This window comes from Leptolyngbya sp. FACHB-36, from assembly GCF_014695955.1.
Classification (GTDB): domain Bacteria; phylum Cyanobacteriota; class Cyanobacteriia; order Leptolyngbyales; family Leptolyngbyaceae; genus FACHB-36.
In genome coordinates, this window is sequence record NZ_JACJPG010000491.1 from 1 (window position 1) to 3,734 (window position 3,734).

General features: G+C 53.2%; 5 protein-coding genes. 3 read left to right on the top strand and 2 right to left on the bottom strand.

Features of this window, described 5'->3' with window-relative positions; all coding sequences use genetic code 11:
- Positions 1-219 (top strand): 2-oxo acid dehydrogenase subunit E2 (locus H6F43_RS14045; RefSeq protein ID WP_190343361.1); only part of this gene is annotated, 219 nt, incomplete at its 5' end.
- A gap of 414 nt (positions 220-633) precedes the next feature.
- Here H6F43_RS14045 and H6F43_RS14050 read toward each other — a convergent pair.
- A complete protein-coding gene (locus H6F43_RS14050; protein ID WP_190343362.1) occupies positions 634-1,656 on the bottom strand; it encodes a fasciclin domain-containing protein in 1,023 nt (340 codons plus the stop codon).
- A 122-nt stretch (positions 1,657-1,778) separates the two neighbouring features.
- On the opposite strand from H6F43_RS14050, the gene H6F43_RS14055 reads away from it, so the two are divergent.
- Positions 1,779-2,504, top strand: coding sequence for a DUF1995 family protein (locus tag H6F43_RS14055; protein ID WP_190343363.1), 726 nt, complete (start codon positions 1,779-1,781; stop codon positions 2,502-2,504).
- Between the two features lie 185 nt (positions 2,505-2,689).
- Entirely contained in the window at positions 2,690-3,448 is a 759-nt protein-coding gene (locus H6F43_RS14060; RefSeq protein ID WP_190343364.1) for a metallophosphoesterase family protein, read from the top strand.
- A gap of 61 nt (positions 3,449-3,509) precedes the next feature.
- Here the strand turns inward: H6F43_RS14060 and H6F43_RS14065 are convergent.
- Positions 3,510-3,734: hypothetical protein (locus H6F43_RS14065; RefSeq protein ID WP_190343365.1), on the bottom strand; the 225-nt coding region annotated here is incomplete at its 5' end.

Below are 3,734 nucleotides of genomic sequence, written 5' to 3' on the forward strand. Positions count from 1 at the left end.
TTCGATGCGATTCTGCCGCCGAATATGGGGTCAATTCTGGCGATCGGCGCGTCAATTCCACAGGTCGTTGCCACCGATGATGGATTGATGGGCGTGCGGCGGCAAATGCAGGTGAACATCACGTGCGACCACCGAATTATTTACGGTGCTCATGCTGCCGCGTTCCTGAAGGATCTGGCGAAGCTGATCGAGAAAGATCCGCAGTCGTTGACGCTGTAGTGTAATGGCGTTTACAGCCTTTCGTGCCTTTGCTTATCGCGTTCTAAGTAGCTGCACGAAGGTATCACTAACGGTGTGATCCTTCGTGTCGGCAGCGTACTGAATCAAATCCTCTTCAAAACTTGATCGTTGCAGTTTGGAACCGAAAGACTTGAGATCAAAGAACGTGCTTTTCACAGAAATCGCTTCACCACGCAGACACGAAATTTCTTACCAGCGCTGCTCAGTTGAAGCGTAATCTTGTCCTGTACCTATACAATGAGTTTGCAAAACTAACTCAAAGCGCGATCGTCTACAAAACGAGACTTAGCCTTTCGGATTAATTCTTTAACCGCTTTCATATTTAGGGCACAAAACAACAGGTCACAGGCAGCTTTGCCCATGACCTGTTTTCTATAAATCGACTACCAAAAACTAGAAGTTGCCAGAGGTTCTAGGAGCCAAACCTGCCTGAACGCCTGATGGTAGAATGACCTGATTGATGGCGTGAATCACACCATTTTCGGCTCTAATGTCTGCCTGGATCACCTGCGCGTTATTCACGGTCACACCCTGAGCGCCCGCTTGCAGGTTCAGCGAATCGCCCTCGATCGCTTCTTTAGAACCGGATTGAATTGCACTAGACAGCACCTCACCCTTGACAATGTGATTGCTGAGGATTCTAACCAGTAGATCCTGGTTTTCCGGCTGAACCAAGCGCTTAATTGTGCCTTCTGGCAGTGCTGCAAACGCTGTGTCCGTAGGAGCAAAAACGGTGTAAGTACCGTCATCCAGCCGCGCACCCAAACCAGCACCGCGAGAATCAGCTACCCGCAACAGTGCGTTGAACAGTTCAAATGAGGCGCTTTGACGCACGATCGAATCAATGCTTCCAGAAGCCGTTGTCGCAGGTACATCACTGCGAGAAGGAGCGGTCGGTGTCGTCTGGCTACCGCCCTGCGAAGGACTGCCTGTTGGATTCAGACGGTTGGAATTGGGGTCCTCGGTGGTAGAACCGGGAACTGCACGCGACGGAGCACTGGGATAATTGCGATCAGGGCGAGTCTGCCCATCCGTGCCACTGCCGCTACCGCCACTGGGAGTTGCACTGGGAGCTGATTGATCGCCGCTCGAAGGACCGTTAGGTGACGTGCGATCGAGGTTTTGCTGCTCGTTGTCCCGCGAGTTAGACGGCGAGGGGTTGTTCGGATAGGGAGACGGGCTGTTAGGGGTGGAATTGCGATCGGGATTCTGTTGATCGCCCGTTGTAGGACCGCTAGGAGCTAGCCGTGAGGGTTCATTTTGGTTGGAGTTTGCCGGAGACTGACCACTAGGGCTAGGTTGAGTATCCGTAAACGTGCTTCCCGGACTCGACTGCTGAGCCACCGCTGTCATGCTGGTAGTTGCGCCAAATCCAATGACAGCAAGCCCTGCCAAGAATTTAAGAGAGTACCTCATAAACGCTATCTCCATCGTGTACAATTATGAACTCCTTATAGTAGGTTGCAGCATAGTGCGATACCTCTATCAATTGAAGGAACAAGCATCTCTACCTCTTGAAAGACCTTGCGAGACAGCGAATGGTTGATCTTCCCAAAACCTTGGATGAAGCGGTTGCCCAAGCACAGACGGCCACTCATGCCGCAATCGCGGCAGGCTATAGTCGCCTGCAAATCGAGCTACGGTTGCCAGAATTAAAGCCGATGCCGCCTGCACAGCAGTACCTTTCTACATTTGCCGACCTAGGTTCCCATCTCAAGGTGTTCTTCACTGACGCTGGAGCTGCCGCACTGGCTCGCCGCGACTGGGGAAGCGGCCCCTTTCAAATTTGCAGCCTGGATGTAGCCGGGTCTAGACAGACGACACCTGTTGAGGAGCTAGTGTCTCCTGATGATCGACAATTTGTGTTTGTAGCTCCGTCAGCCGTTGAAGTGGCTCCCGTTGAGCAAGTTTGCACCGCCGCTGGAGACCGCCCCGTTGTTCTATTCAATCCGCGCCTTGAAGATGTAGGCGCTGTGGGAATTGGCTACACGGCTCGCCAGATCCGTAAACGGTTTCTCAACACATTTGAGCCATGTTACTACCTGGGACCGCTGGATGGCGTGGTGCTGCTGCGCTGCTATCCATCACCCTGGCAGGTTTGGCTAGAAGAGGGCGAGGACTACCGACTCATTGGCGAGGAACTTCTCAAACCTGACTCTGAGCGCTTGAATCAAATTGTTATCGCTGCCAGCGCAGGGCAATCGTCGTCTAAGCCAAGCTTTCTCTCAGAGATGCAGCGATTTCTCAAGGCGCTGGGGCAGTAAAGGATTGGTAAACTCCGATACGGTTTGTGTGATCTTTGACACAAATCATGGGAGAGACAAATTGAATCTGGGCATAATGAAAGCACTGATCCAAACCTTAATTGTGAAAGCGATGCGCGGTGAAGCATTGAACTGGAAGATACCTCGATCGGTTTGGAGCTTACCCCCACTCGAAAGGCGATCGCATGAGCGAGGATAGTTGTCGGCGGATCATTATTGGTGATGTTCATGGTCACTACGCAGGGCTAATGACGCTGTTAGAAGCCATTGCGCCAGGTCAGGACGACCAGGTATATTTTCTGGGAGACCTGATTGATCGGGGACCAGACAGCGCTAAAGTTGTTGACTTCGTACAGCAAAATCTCTACACCTGCTTGTTGGGCAACCACGAGCAACTGATGCTGGACGCCTTTCCCAACGGACGCATTCACGCACCAGCTCTGCAAGCGTGGCTCTACAGCGGTGGGCGGGCAACGGTTGCCAGCTACGGAGACGCAGGCATTTTGCTAGAACACCTCAACTGGTTCAAGCAGCTACCGATGTATCTGGATCTGGGCGACGTCTGGCTAGTGCATGCGGGCGTCAATCCCCATCTACCTCTTGCCTCCCAATCTGCACAAGAATTTTGCTGGATTCGAGATGAGTTTCACAGCAGCGCCACCCCCTACTTTTCTGACAAGCTGATCATCACGGGACACACGATTACGTTCACGTTGCCCAAAGTAGCACCTGGAGAACTGGCTCACGGCTGCGGCTGGCTGGACATCGACACGGGCGCTTACCATCCCAAGAGCGGCTGGCTGACTGGACTCGACTTAACCCATCGAAAAGTCTACCAGGTCAACGTGTTTCAGCAGTCCGTCCGCGTTCTGCCACTAGAGCGGGCGATCGCGCAGGTTGAACCCACTCAAGTCCATGCGCATCGACAGGCGCTGCATCTGTAAAGAAGTCTGTAGGAAGGAATTACCGCGCGTCTCTCTCCTGAGGTAGGCGCGATCGTTAGAGTCACTCGTTTGGAAAGGTTTGCGCCAGAAATGCTTCAGCAGCCGCGCGTGTGGAAATCACTCCATCCAACGTCGCCGCCGTCAGCCTCTCTAGAATCTGCTTAAACTGCGGACCGGGTTTGTAGCCCAGCGCTTTTAGGTCGGTGCCGTCCAGCAGCGGCTTGACCTGAGACCACTCGGTCAGATAACGCCAAATTTGCCGCCGCACCGATCGCTCACTCCGCAC